This is a genomic window from Bradyrhizobium algeriense (assembly GCF_036924595.1).
Lineage (GTDB): Bacteria > Pseudomonadota > Alphaproteobacteria > Rhizobiales > Xanthobacteraceae > Bradyrhizobium > Bradyrhizobium algeriense.
Window position 1 is genome coordinate 7560514 of sequence record NZ_JAZHRV010000001.1, and the last position, 15729, is coordinate 7576242.

Annotated in this window: 12 protein-coding genes; 4 read left to right on the forward strand and 8 right to left on the reverse strand. The window is 63.1% G+C overall.

The window, feature by feature from the left end; genetic code table 11:
* Positions 1 to 251: 251 nt before the first annotated feature.
* The 4 genes from V1286_RS36295 to V1286_RS36310 all read right to left on the reverse strand — a co-directional run bounded on the left by V1286_RS36295 (position 252) and on the right by V1286_RS36310 (position 3278).
* On the reverse strand, positions 252 to 1073 hold the full coding sequence (locus V1286_RS36295) for an SDR family NAD(P)-dependent oxidoreductase (protein WP_334488394.1): 822 nt from the start codon (positions 1071 to 1073) through the stop codon (positions 252 to 254).
* A 54-nt stretch (positions 1074 to 1127) separates the two neighbouring features.
* Positions 1128 to 1685, reverse strand: coding sequence for a cytochrome P460 family protein (locus V1286_RS36300; protein ID WP_334488396.1), 558 nt, complete (start codon positions 1683 to 1685; stop codon positions 1128 to 1130).
* A 72-nt stretch (positions 1686 to 1757) separates the two neighbouring features.
* Positions 1758 to 2786 (reverse strand): alpha/beta fold hydrolase, encoded by a 1029-nt coding sequence (locus V1286_RS36305; protein WP_334488399.1) that lies wholly within the window; start codon positions 2784 to 2786, stop codon positions 1758 to 1760.
* A gap of 72 nt (positions 2787 to 2858) precedes the next feature.
* Positions 2859 to 3278 (reverse strand): organic hydroperoxide resistance protein, encoded by a 420-nt coding sequence (locus V1286_RS36310; RefSeq protein WP_334488401.1) that lies wholly within the window; start codon positions 3276 to 3278, stop codon positions 2859 to 2861.
* Positions 3279 to 3468: 190 nt separating this feature from the next.
* Between V1286_RS36310 and V1286_RS36315 the strand changes: the two genes are divergently transcribed.
* A complete protein-coding gene (locus tag V1286_RS36315) occupies positions 3469 to 6306 on the forward strand; it encodes an ATP-binding protein (protein ID WP_334488403.1) in 2838 nt (945 codons plus the stop codon).
* A gap of 596 nt (positions 6307 to 6902) precedes the next feature.
* Here V1286_RS36315 and V1286_RS36320 read toward each other — a convergent pair.
* Both V1286_RS36320 and V1286_RS36325 read right to left on the reverse strand, forming a co-directional pair.
* Positions 6903 to 7541 carry a 2-dehydro-3-deoxy-6-phosphogalactonate aldolase gene (locus V1286_RS36320; protein ID WP_334488406.1) on the reverse strand — a complete coding sequence of 213 codons (639 nt, stop codon included), beginning with the start codon at positions 7539 to 7541 and terminating at the stop codon, positions 6903 to 6905.
* Positions 7542 to 7552: 11 nt separating this feature from the next.
* Positions 7553 to 8467, reverse strand: coding sequence for a 2-dehydro-3-deoxygalactonokinase (locus tag V1286_RS36325; protein WP_334488409.1), 915 nt, complete (start codon positions 8465 to 8467; stop codon positions 7553 to 7555).
* Positions 8468 to 8729: 262 nt separating this feature from the next.
* Here V1286_RS36325 and V1286_RS36330 point away from each other — a divergent pair, with 262 nt between their 5' ends.
* Entirely contained in the window at positions 8730 to 9692 is a 963-nt protein-coding gene (locus V1286_RS36330; RefSeq protein ID WP_334488412.1) for a tripartite tricarboxylate transporter substrate-binding protein, read from the forward strand.
* A gap of 48 nt (positions 9693 to 9740) precedes the next feature.
* On the opposite strand, the gene V1286_RS36335 is transcribed toward V1286_RS36330, so the two are convergent.
* Complete coding sequence (locus V1286_RS36335) at positions 9741 to 12311, reverse strand: VCBS domain-containing protein (protein WP_334488415.1); 2571 nt, start codon at positions 12309 to 12311, stop codon at positions 9741 to 9743.
* A gap of 297 nt (positions 12312 to 12608) precedes the next feature.
* Between V1286_RS36335 and V1286_RS36340 the strand changes: the two genes are divergently transcribed.
* Positions 12609 to 13265 (forward strand): FecR family protein, encoded by a 657-nt coding sequence (locus V1286_RS36340; protein ID WP_334488418.1) that lies wholly within the window; start codon positions 12609 to 12611, stop codon positions 13263 to 13265.
* A gap of 96 nt (positions 13266 to 13361) precedes the next feature.
* A complete protein-coding gene (locus tag V1286_RS36345; protein ID WP_334488420.1) occupies positions 13362 to 14231 on the forward strand; it encodes a tetratricopeptide repeat protein in 870 nt (289 codons plus the stop codon).
* A gap of 213 nt (positions 14232 to 14444) precedes the next feature.
* Here the strand turns inward: V1286_RS36345 and V1286_RS36350 are convergent, their stop codons facing one another.
* A complete protein-coding gene (locus tag V1286_RS36350) occupies positions 14445 to 15425 on the reverse strand; it encodes a Bug family tripartite tricarboxylate transporter substrate binding protein (protein ID WP_334488422.1) in 981 nt (326 codons plus the stop codon).
* Positions 15426 to 15729: the final 304 nt, after the last annotated feature.

The window sequence follows — 15729 nt, forward strand, 5'->3', positions numbered from 1 at the left end:
GTAGGTTTTGGTTTGAAAAGGTCGAAAATACTTGATCTTTCAATCTGGATTGACTGACACTCTCTCCGCCATCGATTTCGGACAGCGCAGAAGTCCTTCAGAATGAAGCGTTTGTTGAGCCACCGGTTTTCATGGTGGAGCACTCCAGGCCCGTCTCATGGCTTCGCTGCGCGCTCTGCTCGGACACTGGCGCACGCAGCAGACGGTGGCGGCGGAGTAGAGCTCTGTCTCCACGCGCGAGCGCAAGGCGATCAATAGTCCGTCGATACGCTGAGCGCGCGCCACCTCTCGAGTTCTTCGAGGCGCTGACGATCGGCTGCCGCGATCGCGTCGACCGCATCGCTGCCGAGCGCAACCCGCAGAGGTGGACGATCCAGCTCCGCGAGCTTGAGGATGAGGGCAGCCGCCTTGGCGGGATCGCCGGGCTGGCGGCCATCGTAAGCGCGCTGCATCCTCACGGCAGCGCCGACGACGGGGGCGTACTCGCTACGCCCTTCATCGGCCGCATGCGCGGCCTGGGCAAAGCCGGTGCGGAGGCCGCCGGGCTCCACGATCGTCACGTGCACGCCGACCAACGCCATCTCGCGGGCGAGCGACTCCGAGAAACCTTCGATCCCCCATTTCGCGGCGGAGTAGGCCGCACGCGCTGGTGCGCCGATCCTGCCGCCGACGGACGAGAGCTGCACGATGTGCCCGCGGCGCTGCCGGCGCAGAACGGGGATCGCAGCCTTGGTGACGATGATGGTCCCGAGCAGGTTGACTTCGATCTGTTGGCGGAATGAGTCGAGGCTGGTGTCCTCGACCGATCCGAGATCGCCGTAGCCGGCATTGTTCACGAGCACATCGAGGCCGCCGAACGCCTGCTCGGCAAGGCGGACGGCCGCTTGCGCAGCGGTGTCATCCGTCACGTCGAGCCTTGCGATCCGCAGGCTTTCGCCAAAGCGTTCGAGCAGCGGCTGCAGCGGTTCGGGATCCCGCGCCGATGCGACCACTCGATCACCCACAGCGAGCACGGCTTCCAGTATGGCACGCCCCAGACCTCTGGAGCTGCCACTGATGAACCAGGTCTTCATGAGATATCTCCGGATAAGTTGCTGCGGATGGATTTTCGCAACTGTTTTCGCAGCTCATGGGGCGAGGCGCGTAAAGACGTAGTCGTGGTCCTTCGCACCAGCTTCATGGCAGGCAAAACAGGTGCGGTGCTGCCCCTCGTCGACCGGCCTGCCGTTTACGAACCGGCCGAAGCCCCAACCGCCCGTCGCTCCATATTTGCGCGAGTCCTTGACCATCACCTGGACTGTGGTCGCGGCGCCGGGAATCGTGGCGGATGCGAACTCGGGAGACTTCGCCCGCTTCCAGGCGCGCTTGACGAGAATGGTGCCATCGGGGAACGGTAGCTTTCCGTCGTTGTAGGCGTCGATCGCGGTCTGGTTGCCGACGACGGCGCGCAGCTCATTCAGGGGAGCGGCCTCCTCGGCGGGCGCGATCAGTTCCCACTGCTTGTAGCCATCCGGGATGGTGACGCCGAAGATTGGCGATGCCTCGGCGCGTGCCGCGGGCGCCTGCGCAAGGGCCATCGAGAGCAGGTATGGCATGCAAGTGAGGAGAACGACGAGGAGGACCACGGCCACCACGATGACCGTGGCGCAGGGCGATCTCTTCTTTTCAGGTTCCGTCGAGGTCATGACTCTGTACCAAGCTGAGTTCGAGAATTGATCCTCGATCCAGCCGAACTGGACCGAGGTGCTGACATATCCTCAGGCGCGGTCGGCATCGACGACAGCCTTCGCAAAGGCCTTCGGCGCTTCCTGGGGTAGGTTATGGCCGATGCCGCCCGTGATTAGGCGATGCTCGTAGTGGCCCGAAAACTTCTTGGCATAGGCACTGACGTCCGGATGCGGCGCGCCGTTGGCGTCCCCCTCGAGCGTGATCGTTGGCACGTCGATGACCGGAGCGGCCGCGAGCCGCTTCTCGACGTGCTCGTATTTCGGCTCGCCCTGGGCGAGTCCGAGCCGCCAGCGGTAGTTGTGGATCACGATCGCGACATGATCCTTGTTGTCGAACGCCGCCGCGCTACGGTCGAATGTGGCGTCGTCGAACTTCCACTGTGGCGAAGCGAGCTTCCAGATCAGCTTGGCGAAATCGTGCGTGTACTTCTCGTATCCGATGCGGCCGCGCTCGGTCGCGAAATAGAACTGGTACCACCATTGCAGCTCGGCCTGCGGCGGCAACGGTGCGCTTCCCGCGGCCTGACTCGAGATCAGATATCCGCTGACCGACACCAGGGCCTGGCAGCGCTCGGGCCACAACGCGGCGATGATGTCGGCCGTCCGCGCGCCCCAGTCGAACCCGGCTACGACGGCCTTCCTGATATTCAGCGCGTCCATCAATGCGATGATGTCGACGGCCATCGCGGCAGGCTCGCCATTGCGCGGCGTCTCGCCGGAGAGGAAGCGCGTCGTTCCGTAACCGCGCAAATACGGGACGATGACGCGATAGCCGGCCTGCGCCAGGATCGGCGCGACATCGACGAAGGCGTAGATGTCGTAGGGCCAGCCGTGGAGCAGGATGGCGACGGGGCCACCAGCCGGTCCCATCTCCGCATAGCCGACGTTCAGAACGCCGGCATCGATCTGCTTGAGGGCGCCGAAGGATGCGTTCGTGACGGACGGTTGCGGCGATTCCGATTCGGCGCGTGCGAGCTCGATCACACCGAGACCGACAGCGACGGTCCCTGCCGCCACACCGAAAAACCGACGCCGATGCTGGTCAAAAATCTGCTTCATCTTGCTTCTGCCTTGTTGAGGGTTGGATGATGTACCGGCCGGTACGTCCGGCCGAACCGGTGATGAGGCCCGTCAGATCAGGTTGACGGAGACGTCGAGATTGTTGCGGACGGCCTTGGAGTAGGGACAGATCCGGTGCGCCTCATCGATCAGATCGCGCGCGATGTCGCGGTCGAGATCGGGCAGGCTGACGTTGAGGCGCGCCCTGAGGGAGTAAGCGTCCTCCTCCAGGACGAGGTCGATCTCGGTATCGATCGCGCATTTCCGCGGCAGGACAATCTTCCGCCTGCGCGCCGCGATCTCCAGGGCGCCCTCGAAGCAGGCGGACCAGCCGGCCGCGAACAGTTGCTCCGGATTGGTGCCGATCCCCGCGGCACCGGGCGGCGAGAGCCTTACATCCAGGCGGCCGTCGGAACTGCGCGACATGCCATCAAGGCGTCCCCCAGTGGTGTGGGTCCGGGCCGTGTAAAGCAGCTTTGCGGTTTTCGTCATGAAGGTGTCCTTGTTGTCACGCAAAACGACTACCAGCCGCGCTCGAAGGACACCCGTTTGGATTTGTGAGAAATTGTAAGGCCGCGGCTAACGAGGACTGCATGCGCGGCATGATATCGATGCAACGTCCCAGCTTGCCGGATCGCGGCGCACTGGTTATGCGGTTCCGGCGAAAGGACACGTTTTCGTTATGACCGAGCCGGCGAATCGTGCGGCGGAGACACTATCGTTCGGGCCGTTCACGGTGACGCCGCATGAAAGGCTGGTGATGCGGGACGGCGTCGCGCTGCCCCTGGGCGGCAGGACGTTTGACACTCTGATCGCGCTGATGTCGCGCCCGAACGAGGTCGTCAGCAAATGGGAGCTGATAGCCTCGGTGTGGCCCGGCATGACCGTCGAGGAAGCAAATCTGCGTTTCCATGTCGCGGCGCTCCGCAAGGCGCTCGGCGACGGCAAGGGCGAGGCCCGCTACATCACCACGCTGTCGGGACGAGGCTATTGCTTCGTGGCGCCGATCGCGCGCGCGAGTCTTGCTGCGAAGCGGCGCCCGGAGCCGCAGATGGAACTGCCACCCGTCAAACTGCCGAACCGGCTGCAGCGGATGGTCGGTCGGGCTGATACAATCAGTGCGGTGGCGGAGAAGCTGATGGCTTCACGCTTCGTCACGATCGTCGGCCCCGGCGGCGTCGGCAAGACCGCCGTTGCGGTGGCGATTGCCCACGATTTGCTCGAGACGTTCGCCGACGCCGCGCACTTCGTGGATCTGGCCGCGCTCAGCGATCCCGATCTCGTCATCACCTCGATCATGCTGATGCTCGGTCTGCCAGCCCAGGCCGACGATCCAATGCCCGCACTCCTCGCGCATCTGCGGGACGAGCGGATGCTGTTGATCCTGGACAATTGCGAGCACGTCATCTCGGCAGCCGCTCCGTTGGCTGCCGAGATTTTCCAGGCCGCGCCGCATGTGCACATCCTGGCCACGAGTCGGGAAGCGCTGCGAGTCGAAGGCGAGCAGGTGCATCGTTTGGCGCCCTTGGCCGTTCCGCCCGACGGCCCCGGACTGACAGCCGCCGTCGCCTGGACCTATCCTGCGCTTCAGCTCTTTCTCGAACGAGCGACGGCCGGCGGCGCGCAGCTCGCGCTCGACGATTCCAATGCGGCAATCGTTGCTGGCATCTGCCGCAAGCTCGACGGCATGGCGCTGGCGATTGAACTCGCTGCAGGCCGGGTCGAGGCCTATGGCCTCGTGCAAACCGCGGCGCTGCTCGACGAGCGGCTCAGCCTACTGTGGCAGGGCCAGCGCACCGCGCCGCCGCGGCAGCAGACATTGCAGGCGACGCTTGACTGGAGCTACGGGCTGTTGTCCGATCTCGAACGCCTGGTGCTGCGCAGGTTGGCTGTTTTCGCCGGACATTTCACCATCGACGCCGCCCTCGAGGTCGTGCCGGATGACCGCGTCGACCGCTCCGTTCTGTTCGACGCCATAGACAGCCTCGTCGCCAAGTCGATGGTCGCGCCGCGCCCGATCGGCGCCATGATGCGCTACCGTCTTCTCGATACGACGCGAGCCTATCTTCTCAAGATCGAGGCCGACGGGGCAGCGCTCGCCGCCCGCCACGCCTCGTATTATCGACGCTGGCTGGATCAGGCCGGCACGACCTGGGCTGCGGTGCCGAGCGCCGACGAACGGGCGGTCCATTTCTCCGCCCTCCACAATGTGCGCGCCGCGCTGGACTGGTGCTTCAACGGCGGCGACGTCGGCATCGGGATCGCGCTCGCCGCCGCGGCGGCTCCGATTTTCCTGGCCATGTCGCTGCTCGTCGAATGCCGCCGCTGGTCGGAACGAGCGCTGCGCGCGATCGAGCCTCAGGCGCGTGGCAGCGCCGAGGAAATGCACCTCCAGGCCGCCCTCGGATTGACGCTGATGTTCACGCGCGGCGGCAGTGACGCAGCCCGCGGCGCTTTGAGCAGAAGCCTCGAGATCGCAACGGCGCGCGGCGATACGATGAACCAGCTTCAGCTGCTCGGCCGGATGCACATCTTCCACGAGCGGATGGGACAGTTCGAGGCCGCGCTCGGCTATGCGCAGCAGAGCCTTGCAGTTTCTGGTGCGCTCGGTGACGCGGCGTCCATCGCGCTCGCTCATTCTCTGGCGGGGGTGTCGCTGCACCTTGCCGGCAAGCACCGCGACGCACTGAAGATGTTGGAAATCGCCTGGCAGGGACCGGGCACGGATCGGATCAGTACGGTCTACGGCTTCGATCATCGCAACCGGGCGGGCATCACTCTGGCACGAGAGCTGTGGCTGCAGGGTCGGCCGGCGGATGCGCTGCAGCTGGCGCAGCAAACTGTCTCCGAGGCGGCCCAGATGGATCATCCGATCACGCTGTGCATTGCGTTGATCTGGGCCGTCTCCATCGCGCTTTGGAGCGGTGATCTCGACGGCGCCGAAGCCGACATCGATCGATTCATCGCCCATGCCGAGTCGCGCTCGATGGGCCCCTATCTTGCGGTGGGGCGAGGCGTCAAAGGCGAACTCGCGATCTTGCGGGGGGACGCGCGCAGCGGCGTAGAAACAATCAAGGGCTGCCTCGAGGAGCTGCACGATGCCGGCTACGAGTTGCTCACAACCACGTTCAATCTCGCGCTGGTTCAAGGCCTGCTCGCACTCGGACGGTTCGAGCAGGCAATGCGCCTGATCGACGAGGCGATCGCGCTGGTCGAGCGATGTGGAGACCACCTTTACATGCCGGAACTATTGCGCGTGAAGGGCAAGGTTCTCCTGTCCCAGCCGCAGCCAAATCGCGACCAAGCACAGGTCGAGTTCATGCAATCGCTCGAGCTGAGCCGTCGCGAGAGCGCAAGGGCATGGGAGTTGCGAACCGCGATCGATCTCGCAGAACTCTTGGCCGGGCAGCAACGGCGCAACGACGCAAAGCAGTTGCTGCAATCGGCCGTTGAAGGCTTTGCCGAAGGTTCCGATACCGCGGATATCCGGACGGCCAGCAGACTCCTTGGCACGCTGTAGGGAGAACGCTTACGTCGAGGAACTGGATCTATCGATACTGCAAGGGCGGCAAGGAGCGCTGGTGGCGGCGATGCCCAAGGAGGTCGCCGGTGCGGTATTGCTCGGCTTCGCGTCGCCCGTCATCGGCATACACCATCAAGGTTACTCCATTGGTGAAAGGAGCCAAGACACTCGTGCCGATCGTGAGCAGAGCGGGAATTAGCTCTTTTGACGCTCCAATCGAGGCGCCATGGGGCCCCAACCGAGCGGGGCTACATTCGAATAAAAGATCGAGCCTTCAGGTGATCGATGAGAGCGAGACGCAGGTGCTTAGCTATTGCTTACCCGGCGCGACGCTCAAAACGTGCGTATTGCAAGACATGCCTTAAACACTGGCGCGCCCGACACGATCCGGAACATGTGAGTCGCTTGGTGGCATTTTCGTGGATGACGGGCCATCGGCGGAACAGGTTGTGGTCAGGGGCGAAGTCCCATTTTACGGCCGTTGCTCAAACGGTGGGTTTCGGTCTACGAAGGCCGAAAATTCCCGATCATTCAATGAGGATTGACTGACACTCTCTCCGCCACCCGCCTTCGCTTCGGCGCGGCATGCCCGTCTACCTCGCCTGTTGAATCGCTCTGTCGTACGCGTCGATCGTCGCCTTGGCGCGAACAGCGACTTCCGCGGCCGTCATGCCGGGTTTGTAGAGGCTGCTGCCGAGGCCGAACGCTGTAATGCCGGCTTTCGTATACTCCGCAAAATTCGTGTCCGAGACGCCACCCACAGCGGCGATCATCAGGTCTGCGGGAAGAACGGCGCGAATGGCGGTGATGCCCGCGGCGCCAAGCACGCTCGCCGGAAAGAACTTGAGGCTGGAGGCTCCCGCCTTGGCGGCAAGCAGCGCCTCCGTCGGGGTAAAGACGCCGGGCATCGTGACCATGCCGTGCGCCCGGGCGCGGGCAATGATTTCGGGATCGATGTTGGGGGTTACCAGGAGCCGGCCGCCAACGTCATGGAGCCGCTCGACGGCTTCCAGCGTCAGGACGGTGCCGGCTCCCACCAGGATTCCGGCAGGGGCCTTCTTGACCGCGATCTCGATGGAGCGGAATGGATCCGGCGAGTTGAGCGGGATCTCTATCGCGGTCATGCCGTTGTCGACCAGCACGCCGACTATATCCTGCGTTTCCTCGGGCCTCACGCCGCGCAGGATCGCGACCAGCGGCCGCTTCATCGGGGGGAATGGGACAACGCTCATCGTCTGATCCTTTATACGTTCCAAATCGATTCCGCGGCCATCGAAAGGCCGCGACGGACCGCGTCCTCGGCTCCGATTGATCTGACAGGAACGGAAACCGTGTCAAATGCCAACTGATAAAGCATCTGGAGCCTCCCTGACGCCACCAACGTGATGCCGGTGCTGGGTACGTCTCCGGCGAGTCCCGCCGCCAATTCGAGACCAATCAACGTTCCCGATATTTTCTCGCGTGCCGAGGATGGCGTGCCGCCATAAAGGAGCTGACCCGATCGCACCTGGAACAGCAGATTGGCGGCGAAGGCAGGCGTCTCAAAGGCGGCCATGACCGCGGACTTGAAGGCGTCGATATCTTCCGCTTGATCGGCGCCGGTCACCGCGTGGGACAGGATCGTCTCTCGCGAGATGACGTCGAACAGTTCTCCCGTCATGAACGTGGCGAACCGTTCGACGATACCGCCATTCGCCCTGACCCACTTCGAATGGGTGCCCGGCATGCAGACGACCGCGTCGTCAGCCGCGTTCGCGCCCAAGGCGCCGAGCAACTGCGTCTCCTCGCCCCGCATGACATCCGGCGCCCTGGGGTCTCGCTGCGCGATGCCCGGGAGGATGCGGATGTCACGGTTCTGTCCCGGCACCGGGACGGCATGCTTGAGGATCGATGCGAGCCGCGCCGGCGTGTCGACATAGCCGGCTTCAACCCATCCCTGTCGGGCGCCGGCCATGCCGCAGACGACAACGGGCAGCCCAGGCGCGGCGCCGACGGCTTCCAGATGCGATTGCAGCACGGTCGCGAAGCCGAGCTTGCCCGCCGCCATCATGCCCTCGCGGCTGCGGCGTTCCCCCAGTACGTTGCCGGCTCGGTCGACGAGCCAAAGCCGAAAACTGCTCGTGCCCCAATCGACCGCGACATATGCAGCCTGTCCCATTCAATCCGTCCCAGTGCTATCAGCCCCAGTTCTATCCGTCCCTTGTGGAGATCGTATCACGCCGGTCTGCCGGCGAGCTACGCTCGCTTTGTAATTGATTTGCAGAGCCGCAATCAGCATGATCCGCAGTCATGCGATGCCCCGCTGTTTTCCGCGGCGTGGCACCGCCAACGCGCACGTCCGCAACAATGCGGCACAACGACAAAAAACAAAGACTTTGGAGGACGCCATCGTGATCAATCTCCCTTTTAGAAGCGCCGTCATGGGCGTTGGTCTGCTGATTGCGGCGCTTTCGCCGCAGGCCCATGCGCAATCGACCCCGAAGACCGTGACGCTGGTGGTCCCGTTCGCGGCCGGCGGCGGTACGGACACCGTCGCACGTCTGATTGGCGAGCGGATGTCGCGCACGCTCGGCCAGACCGTCATTATTGAGAACGTGGTCGGCGGCGGCAGCACGCTGGCCAATGATCGCGTCGCGCGATCGGCGCCTGACGGTTCGACAGTGCTGATCAATCACGTCGCGCTGCTCGCGGCGCCGAGCCTGTTCATCAACCTGCGGTACGATACCAAAACGGCGTTCGAGGCGGTTGGCCTCGTCAACAACGCGCCGATGGTTTTGATCGGCCGCAAGTCGATCCCAGGCTCAGGGCCAAAGGACTATGTGGACTGGATCAAGGCGCAGGGCGACAAGGCGAACTTCGCGCACGGTGGTCTCGGGACCAACAGTCATTTGTGCGCCGTGATGATGGGCAATGTACTCGGCTTCAAGCCGACGGTCGCAGCTTATCGCGGATCGGCTCCGGCCATCTCCGATCTGCTGGCGGGGCAGATCGATCTGCTGTGGGATCAGGTAACCAACGCGCTGCCGCAAATTCAGGCCGGAACACTTCACGGCATCGCCATTACGTCGCCGCAACGTCTTGAGCAGTTGAAGGACGTGCCGACCACCGCGGAGCTCGGCATGCCCGAGGTCAGCTATTCGATGTGGCATGGGCTCTACGTGGCGAAGGGCACGCCCAAGGAGACCATAGCTGCGCTGAACTCGGCGCTCCGCGCGGCTCTGTCCGATCCCGTCCTGCTGGAGAAACTGAAGCAGCTCGGAACGCTGCCGTTTCCCGACAACGAGTTGTCGCCCGAGGCGCATGCGCGCCTGTTCGCCGCCGACCTGCCGCGGGTGGCCAAGCTCGTTGAAAGCTCAGGGATCAAGGCGAGCGAAGCGAAGTAGGGCGGCATGCGCCACGGGAATGGCGGGGCGAAAATCGGCGCGGCTCCGTCACACGATCAGATCTTGCGGCGCGAGGGCAGTGACAACGTTAACCGGCTGGTTCCAAACGGAGGTGCCGGACCATTGTGCAGACAGCTCGATCGGTTGGTCTGCCTCTGAAATCGCCGGCGGCGCACTGGTTGCTGCAGCGTTTTCGGCGGAGCTGCTCGACGCCGGGATGTCCTCTGCAAGGTCGATGACGTCAGGAGTTCTGACGTCGGACATCTTATCCTTGAAGTGGAACGCGTCGTCGGCGCCGTTGATGGTGATTGTCACCACCTGTGCGGTGCCGTCGATGGTGGTCACTGTGAAGCAGTCGGTCAGCGTGTCGCAGTCGTCGAGCGCCTGCACTTCGCAGTTGGCGTTGTCGAGCTTGTAGGTCCAGACGCCATCTGCCGTCATCGTGAAGGTGCCATAGCCGGCATCGCTCGCCGTCGGCGAGCACACTGCCTTGAAGGTATCGGGTGTGTTGTCGACGTCGGTATCGGTAAGCGCGCCGGTGGCGATCGGCGTACCGTATGTGCAAGCGCCAGCTTCGGTTACTGAGCCGGTCGTGGCGCCACAAATGACGGCAGCGTCGTTGGCGCCGTTGATGGTGATCGTCACCACCTGCGGGGTGCCGTCGATGGTTGTCACCGTGAAGCAGTCGGTCAGCTTGTCGCAGACATTGAGTGCCTGCACTGCGCAGTTGGTATTATCGAGCGTGTAGGTCCAGACGCCATCCGTCGTCATGGTGAAGGTGCCATAGCCGCCCGTGCTCGCCTTTGGCGAATCGACCGCCGTAAATGTGTCGGGAGTGTTGTCGACGTCAGTGTCGGTGAGCGTGCCGGTCGCGGTTGGTTTACAAGATACGGAATTGGCCGCGCCGCCAGCCTCGATGACCGAGCCTTGCTTGGTTCCGCAAATAATGGCGGCGTCGTTGGTGCCATTGATGGTAACCGTCACCAGCTGCGCGGTGCCGTCCAGGGAGGTCACCCTGAAAGTGTCGGTCAGCTTGTCTCCGACATTAAGTGCCTGCACCGCGCAATTGGCGTCGTCGAGCGTGTAGGTCCACACGCCGTCCGCCGTCATCGTGAAGGTGCCATAGCCGCCATCGCTGACCGTCGGACAATCTACCGCCGTAAAACCCGGTGCGTTGTCCACGTCGGCGGCGGTGAGCGTGCCGGTCGCGGTAGGCAGGTCGCACTTGGTGCCACCGTCCTCGGTCACGGAACCGGCTGTGGTGCCGGAAATGACCGCTGCGTCGTTGGTGCCGTTGATGGTGACTGTCACCGTCTGTGGGGTGCCGTCGATGGTGGTCACCGTGAAGGAGTCAGTCAGTTTATCGCCGACGTTGAGTGCCTGCACCGCGCTGTTGGAGTCGTTGACCGTGTAGGCCCATACGCCGGCCGCCGTCATCGTGAAGGTGCCAAAGCCGCTCGCGCTCGCGGTCGGAGTGCCAACCGCCGTAAAAGTATTGGGCGCATCATCGACGTCGGTGCTGGTGAGCGTCCCGGTGGCACTCAGCGTACCGAGCGCGGCGTTGGCGACGGCGCTGGCCTCGATCGCCGTGCCGTTGGTGGCGCCGGAGATGATGGCCGCGTCGTTGGTGCCGTTGATGGCAATCGTAAAGGGTTGAGCGGCCGAGAGCGTGCCGTCGGATACGGTGATCGTGAAGTCCGTGGTCGTGGGCTCGGTCAGCGCGTTGATCGCGTCACTATCCGGAACGTACGTATAGGCGCCGGTCGTGCTATCGACATAAAGCGTGCCGTAAGGACCAACCTTCGATACATCGTAGGTTACCCCGTCGATCACGGTGCTGCCGCCGGTTCCCCCGCTGATGCTGAAGGTCAGCGTGGCGCCACTGTTGGGGCTGCTGGCAAGGAAAGTGCCGCTTGTCGCGGTGAAGAGGTCAAAGACCGTCGTGTCGATCTCGGTCGGCCCAATCGCCGCATTCAGCGTCGGCGGCGTTGGCGGTGGGGCCGGGGTTTGCCCGATAATCATCTCCGGGACTGATGCGAGGATCACAGCAGGCAAAGCAGGCAAATCCTGCACCGGGGTCGAATCATCGATCGGGATGAAATTGATCGGTTGCACGGGCAGCTGCTCGAGGGGAGGAGGCGTGCTCGATCCCGTCGACCCCAGTCCTTTTTCGAAGGTGGCGAGCGCTTCCTGCTGGGCCGCCTGCAATTCGGCCATTCGCGCCGCGGAGTTTGTGCTCTGACTGACGCTGACCGAGGACCCCTGCGAACGCAGGATGATGGTTTGCCCAGGATCCTCAACGAGGAAGTGCCGAGGGATCACTTCCTTGGTGATCAACTCGAATGCGCCGTGCTCGAGATCCTTGTATGTGATGTTGCCGTCGTCCAGGAGTGTGACGTTCGGCTCGGCGGCCTGGGCCTGTTTCATCACCGAGAAGGTCAGCGCTGTGAGCCACAGCAAGCCGAACCCGCCGGCATGGGCCCGGGTTCGGGGATCGCCGAGTGTGGCTTGAGCGGCAGTGTCGCCCGCAGGCCTCAGGACGCCGAAGCCGGCCGCCGTCCGTAGGGCCGCAGCGGCCTTACGTTTGTACCCGGTCTTGGCGTGGAACCCGACGAGCATGGCCAACCCCCGACTGCCACTTATCTCGTGTGCATTTTCGTGGTCTGGCTTTACCCAGCCCTTGAGGTCAAAACATCAGCGCGCTGCCAGCCGAAGGCTGGCAGCCGAGACTCCTGTTCCAAACTACCCAATCTATGGGCGTTAGGCTTTAGGCTCAAAAGGAGTAATCCTTTTGAACGGATGGTCGATGGTGCCCGACATCGGGTCTAAGGTTGGGATCTAATGTCGCCTTGGCCACCGGCTCAAAGAGCCGGTGAGCGGTCTCTCGGACAAGATCTTCTCGGGAAAGGGGGGATCATGCGCACGCAAGCGATTGCCGCATTGGTGGCAGGATTCGTTCTGACGGCGGGCGGGCTTTTCGCCGGACCGGCTCACGCGCAACGCGATATCGCCAGGCCCGCCGTTCAGGATCTCGCATCAAAACCAATTGGAAAAGTTGTTGTCGCTACGGGTTCGGTCACGCTCGAGCGTGCGAGTGCGGTGCTCGTTCAGGCGAGCACCGCAGGTCAAGCTGGTCAGGCGAAGGTAGGCGATCTCGTCTATCAGGGCGATATCGTTGCAACCGGCGCCGACGGCCGGGTCGGCATCAACTTCACCGATGGCAGCTCCTTCAATCTGTCGAACAACGCGCGCATGGCTTTGGACGAGTTCGTGTACGACCCGAAGAGTGCGTCCAACTCGACCTTGTTCAGCCTGAGCAAGGGCACTTTCACTTTTGTCGCGGGCCAGGTCGCGAAGACCGGGGATATGAAGGTCGATACCCCAGTTGCGACCATGGGCATTCGAGGCACGACGCCACGCATCGAAATTTCGGATGACGGGACAGTCAGATTTTCGACGCTCATTGAAGAAGGTAAGAACAAGGGCCCGCGAAAGCCCGGAGCACCAGCGATACAGCAACCCGAGCAAAAGCCCTATCCAAAATCAAATCTTAACATCTGTCGCGGGTGCTAGGCCCGTTCGCGGTGCGGGAGATTCGTCAGCCAACCATGTCCGGGACTTCAAATCGACGGTCGCCCCGTCGCCAGCGTCAGGAAGGGAGAGCCTGATATGAAATGCAGTGCGAGCCGGCGCGTCATTCAGCGGCTCGCGCCTGCTTTTGCCTTGGCGCTGTTCGGGTCGCTGGCTGCCGCGCAGAGTCCCAAGAAGAGCGACTATATCGAGAACATTACGTTGTGCAACGGTTCGGATCAGACGTCGTTTGCAGTCCGAATCAATGGTTGCACAGCGTTTATCGATTCCGGTCAGGGTACGGCGAGGGCGCGCGCGATTGCCTATAACAATCGTGGCAATGCCCATACGGCAAACGGAGACATTGATCGCGCTCTCCTGGATTTCGATCAATCGATCAAGCTCGATCCGACTTTCGCAAAGGCCTTCAACAACCGCGGCGCGGCCTATTTGAGGAAAGGCGAATACGACCTCGCCCTCAAAGCTCTGGACGAAGCGATCAAGCTCAATCCGAACTACGGCAGAGCTTTCATCAACCGTGCCGGAGTCTACCTGAAAAAGAACGAGTACGATCGCGCGGCGCGGGACTATGACGAGGCAATTCGCCTCGATCCCAATCTGGAAGCCGCGTGGAGCGGCCGCTGCTGGATCCGGGCTATCCTCGGCTCGTTGCAGGCGGCGCTCGAGGACTGCAACAAGGTGCTTCAGTCGTGGCCGAACGACGCCACCACCTATGACTCGCGTGGACTGATCCACCTGAAGATGGGACAAGCCGACGCGGCGATCGATGATTTCAGTTCCGCGCTGCGCTTCGACCCGAAGCTGGCGAGTGCGCTCTATGGGCGCGGGCTTGCCAGGCTCAAGAACGGCGACAAGGCTGGCGGCGATGCCGATGTTTCCGCGGCAAAGGCCATCCGGGCCGGGATCGATGATGACTTTACGCGCTATGGCGTGCGCGTGGGTAACTGATCAGCCAGGTTTGGCGCGAAGAAGATCCGTTCCTATAAGCCCGCAAGCAATGCGGCATTCGGCTGGCGGGCCGAGATGTTTACCGCTCAGCCTTGGTTCGGATCGGAACGTCTTCTTCCTGCAGAATTCGCACGGCGACGGCGGAGGCTCTTTCAAGCTCTCCGCCGTGCCGGCTTCTCGTCTTACATAATTGCGAGCCTGTCTTGCCGAAGGCTAGTCCAGCTTCACGTTCGCTTCCGTCACGACCTTGCGCCAGCGCTCGATTTCTGCGGACACCATTTTCGCGAACGCAGGACCCGTGACATCGGGGACATCGGAGCCGTTGCGCTCCCAGGCTTCCTTGATGGCGGGCGTCTGCATCGCCTTCTGCAATTCCTTGACCATCTGATTGACGATCGCCGGCGGCGTGTTCTTCGGTGCGAACAGGCCGTACCAAGTCGACACTTCATATCCAGCCAGGCCTGCTTCCGCGGCGGTCGGAAGATCGGGGAATGCCGGCACGCGTTTCGGCGCGGCGACGGCGAGCGCGCGCAACTGTCCGGCCCTGACGGGCGCTGCCGACGAACCGAGCCCGTCGAACACCACCGGCACGTGGCCGGCGATGAGATCCTGCATCGCGGGGCCGGCCCCGCGATAGGGGACGTGCTGGATACTGGTCTTGGTCAGGATCTTGAACAGCTCGCCCGCGAGATGGTGCGTGGTGCCGGCGCCGGCGGAGCCGTAGTTCAATTTGCCCGGATTGGCTTTGGCGTAGGCGATGAACTCGGCGAGCGTCTTGGCGGCGACCTTGTCCGGATTGACGACCACCACCTGCGGCGGCCGCGCGATCAGCGCCACCGCGATAAAGTCCTTCTCGAAATTGTAGTCGAGGTTGGGATAGAGCGAGGGTGCAATGGCGTGATGGGCCGCGCCCATGAAGAAGGTGTAGCCATCCGGCGCGGCCTTTGATGCGAGCGATGCGCCAACGGTGCCGCCGGCGCCGGCGCGGTTTTCGATCAGCACGCGCTTGCCCAGTTGCGTGTCGAGCTGGGCCGCCAGCGGACGGGCAAAGGCATCGGTGCCGCCGCCGGCTGCGAACGGGACGATGAAGGTGATCGGCTTGTCTGGCCATGTTTGGGCCTGGGCCTGGCCGGCCATGGCGGAAACGACCGCCAGGAGTGTAAACAGCGCGTACCGGGCAACTCTTGGTTTCACAGCATTTTCCTCGGCTATTGCAGATTGGCGTCCGCTGTCAGCGGCGCGGTTGTTTTTGCCTCGCTGGTTCCGGCGTCTAGCCGGAATGGACAGGGGGCAGCGGGACCCTACCGTATGCAAGATGCCACGCGTGATCCATTAAAATGATGGGTCGGAAACAAGGCGGCACCGGGGCGTTTGGTCGCTGCCAATGAGCCTCGGGGCCAGTTGTTCTGGTGTGGCACGCGCCAGCTATCCGACAGGAGGTTGGCGCACGCGCTTATCGCGCTGGTGGCGGGGCCGAAACTCCGGGATCAGCAGCACG

Bases quoted from the DNA above. Each gene is read 5' to 3' on its own strand.
- V1286_RS36295 (WP_334488394.1), bottom strand. From the start codon at position 1,073: ATGAAGACCTGGTTCATCAGTGGCAGCTCCAGAGGTCTGGGGCGTGCC.
- V1286_RS36300 (WP_334488396.1), bottom strand. From the start codon at position 1,685: ATGACCTCGACGGAACCTGAAAAGAAGAGATCGCCCTGCGCCACGGTC.
- V1286_RS36305 (WP_334488399.1), bottom strand. From the start codon at position 2,786: ATGAAGCAGATTTTTGACCAGCATCGGCGTCGGTTTTTCGGTGTGGCG.
- V1286_RS36310 (WP_334488401.1), bottom strand. From the start codon at position 3,278: ATGACGAAAACCGCAAAGCTGCTTTACACGGCCCGGACCCACACCACT.
- V1286_RS36315 (WP_334488403.1), top strand. From the start codon at position 3,469: ATGACCGAGCCGGCGAATCGTGCGGCGGAGACACTATCGTTCGGGCCG.
- V1286_RS36320 (WP_334488406.1), bottom strand. From the start codon at position 7,541: ATGAGCGTTGTCCCATTCCCCCCGATGAAGCGGCCGCTGGTCGCGATC.
- V1286_RS36325 (WP_334488409.1), bottom strand. From the start codon at position 8,467: ATGGGACAGGCTGCATATGTCGCGGTCGATTGGGGCACGAGCAGTTTT.
- V1286_RS36330 (WP_334488412.1), top strand. From the start codon at position 8,730: ATGGGCGTTGGTCTGCTGATTGCGGCGCTTTCGCCGCAGGCCCATGCG.
- V1286_RS36335 (WP_334488415.1), bottom strand. From the start codon at position 12,311: ATGCTCGTCGGGTTCCACGCCAAGACCGGGTACAAACGTAAGGCCGCT.
- V1286_RS36340 (WP_334488418.1), top strand. From the start codon at position 12,609: ATGCGCACGCAAGCGATTGCCGCATTGGTGGCAGGATTCGTTCTGACG.
- V1286_RS36345 (WP_334488420.1), top strand. From the start codon at position 13,362: ATGAAATGCAGTGCGAGCCGGCGCGTCATTCAGCGGCTCGCGCCTGCT.